Raw genomic sequence first — 2,681 nt, 5'->3', positions numbered from 1 at the left:
GCACGGGCGTTGCAGATTTCTGCCGATTGAAGGTGGGGTGCTATGCTTCCGAACTGGCCGCGCAATCGCTTGGACGGACCCGCGGCCAGTCGGTATGAATCATTTTGGCAGTAATTTTCGGAAATTTTTAATTTTCAAGAATGTGATGTAATTTGAATCGTGCTGATTTTTTGCGCCACCTCGAGAGTCGTCCGCCGCGACTCGAACCGCAGTTAAAATATCGTCACCGTCGAAGATCCAGTCGGCATATTGATAGCCATGTCTATTCCAATCTGGATTGAATATTATATCGTCGGCGACCTTCCAATCATGCAAATCGAGAGAGTAGATGAGAGATAATCGATTTCTTGCTCGCTCGTAGTTGCCCCCCGCGTAGTCATTTTTCACCGCGTTCGATAGAGCGAGGTAGTAGCCACTGCTCGCATCGAAGCGTATAGTGAATTTCTTTCCGCCGCCTGGGAGGTTGATGAATCCAGTTTCTGGGTTGAATTCAGCGCGGGAACCAGATGAATCGACAGTGACTAGGGCTGCTTTCTCCTCACGGTCGTTGTAGTTGACTCGAAGAATATTTGTCACGTGGCCACTTGCGCTTGCGACGAGATTCCCTTCCATCCATCCGAGAAATCTGCCGTCAAGCCAACGTCGACTGGGAGTCGCCCCCGCGCTGATTGTCCAATTTGATGTGTTCAACAGGTCAAGCGTATCTTCCGGAATGGACAATACGATACTTTCGAGGCCTGCTTTCTGCACTCGCTCCATTGAGCGCCAGAGCCTGCCCTCGTGAACGAGAACTGGGACAGGGGCGGAAAGATAACGCCCGCTAAGTGGAAACAAGCCGTTGCGGGCCGAGTCTGGAGATGTCCAGGTAATACCTCCATTTTCGGACTTGCGGATAATTGGCGCTCCACGATCACTTGTGGTGCCGAGTAGATAGAGGTTATTCCGGAAAGTGAAGATAGATGACCAGTACTGGCCATCGATGACGGCCGCTTGAGACCAGTGTTCCCCTTGGTCGACCGACTTGTAAACGAAAGTTCTTTCGCCACTAGCAGCTGGTCCGAACTCGTCGTGAGAGATCACTATCGTACCGTCACGCAGTTTCGCGATTGAAGGTGATCCCAAATATAGCGAGTCGGACGCGAATCGATGTGAGACGACTGTGCCAGGTGGTCCTCCGTTGACTACTTGAGCAGTGCAACTCAATAGGAAAATGTGTGCGCCGAGAATAAATGTTATGCCGAGAGTGCGAAGAGAGTTCATTCTTCTCTGCAGTGCGGATGCTACTTTTTAAAAACACCGACGATGCGGTCATTCTGAGTTACGAGCAACGACGAGACACCTTTACGGTCCATAAGAGCCAACGCGTCCTCCACGCGCGTTCCGACCGGCACGGCGAATGGATCGGTCGACATCATGTCACGTGCTGTTCGTTCGAAAACCGCACTGCGATGGCGCTCAATCGCCCGACGAATGTCGCCGTCGGTTATGACGCCAACTGCGTCGCCGGATCTGACTAAGGCGATTCCTAACCTCGCATCTGTCATTGTGCTCAACACTTGCAGAATCCCGGTGTCGAGTTCTACAAATGGTAGGTCTCTCACCATTTCATCCTCCACCTTCCGTAGCAGCCTTCTCCCCAGCGATCCACCAGGGTGAAACCTAGCGAAGGCCTCGGGGGAAAAATCCTTCGCGCGCATCGCGGCAACAGCCAGTGCATCCCCGAGAGCGAGGGTTGCGGTGGTGGATGATGTGGGTGCCAACTGGAACGGACAGGCTTCAACGACGGCGCCGATACTCAGATGGCAATGTGCTGCCATTGCTAGCGTAGACGCAGGATTCCCAGTGATCGAGATCAGATGATTTCCGTTATCGCGAAGGTACGGAATTATCTTTACGACCTCGTCGGTTTCGCCGGAGTTCGAGATTGCGAGAAACGTATCTTCTGCTGTCACCATGCCGAGATCGCCGTGGTAAGCCTCGCCGGGGTGCATGAAGAAACTCGGAGTTCCAGTACTGGCTAAAGTGGCCGCAATTTTCTTTCCGACTATGCCAGATTTTCCCATGCCACAGACAACGACCCGCCCGCGCGAGCGAAGGATGTGTTGCACAGCTTGTGCAAATGATTCGTCGATCCCTTGGAGGAGGGCGGAGATTGCGTCTGCCTCGGATTGGAGAGTCGCCTTTCCCCACTTAATTAATTCGTTGCTGCTGATGTGACTATTATTCATTTGTTGCGTGCGAAAATTGCTATTCGATAAATCAATTTACGGTTATCGTGTCAAAAGACTTTATAAGGTCGTCAAGCGCCTTGATTTGCTTCAAAACTGGCTCGAGCAGATCAAGCGGAAGTGCACTCGGGCCATCGCAAAGCGCGTTGTCGGGGTCTGGGTGAGCCTCGAGGAAGAGGCCAGCGATACCAAGCGAGACAGCGGCTTTCGCCAGTTCGAGGACCTGACCGCGACGGCCACCGGACGCCTCCGCTCCTGCATCTCGTCGCTGTAGACTGTGAGTGACATCGAAAATCAGCGGGTGACCACCGGTGGCGTTGATCATTTCGCGGAAGCCGAGCATGTCGACGACAAGATTGTCGTAGCCGAAGGACGCGCCTCGTTCGCAGAGGAGAACATTCGGATTCCCGCTCTCTTTGCACTTCATCACGATATTCCTGACTTGCGTAGGGC

The 2,681-nt window shown here is 53.1% G+C and carries 3 protein-coding genes; all 3 read right to left on the bottom strand.

Features of this window, described 5'->3' with window-relative positions; translation table 11 throughout:
• Nucleotides 1-99: 99 nt before the first annotated feature.
• Nucleotides 100-1,080: a beta propeller repeat protein gene (locus AC1DO7_RS40840; RefSeq protein ID WP_477117529.1), complete on the bottom strand. Its 981-nt coding sequence runs from the start codon at nt 1,078-1,080 to the stop codon at nt 100-102.
• A 200-nt stretch (nt 1,081-1,280) separates the two neighbouring features.
• Nucleotides 1,281-2,213, bottom strand: coding sequence for a KpsF/GutQ family sugar-phosphate isomerase (locus tag AC1DO7_RS40835; protein WP_441614360.1), 933 nt, complete (start codon nt 2,211-2,213; stop codon nt 1,281-1,283).
• A gap of 46 nt (nt 2,214-2,259) precedes the next feature.
• The coding region (locus AC1DO7_RS40830) for a DAHP synthetase I family protein (RefSeq protein WP_477117528.1) at nt 2,260-2,681 on the bottom strand (422 nt) is incomplete at its 5' end.

It is taken from the genome of Cupriavidus sp. 05N40 (assembly GCF_056397305.1).
The sequence above is the reverse complement of the archived record's forward strand: the minus strand, read 5'-3'. Positions and strand labels throughout refer to the sequence as shown.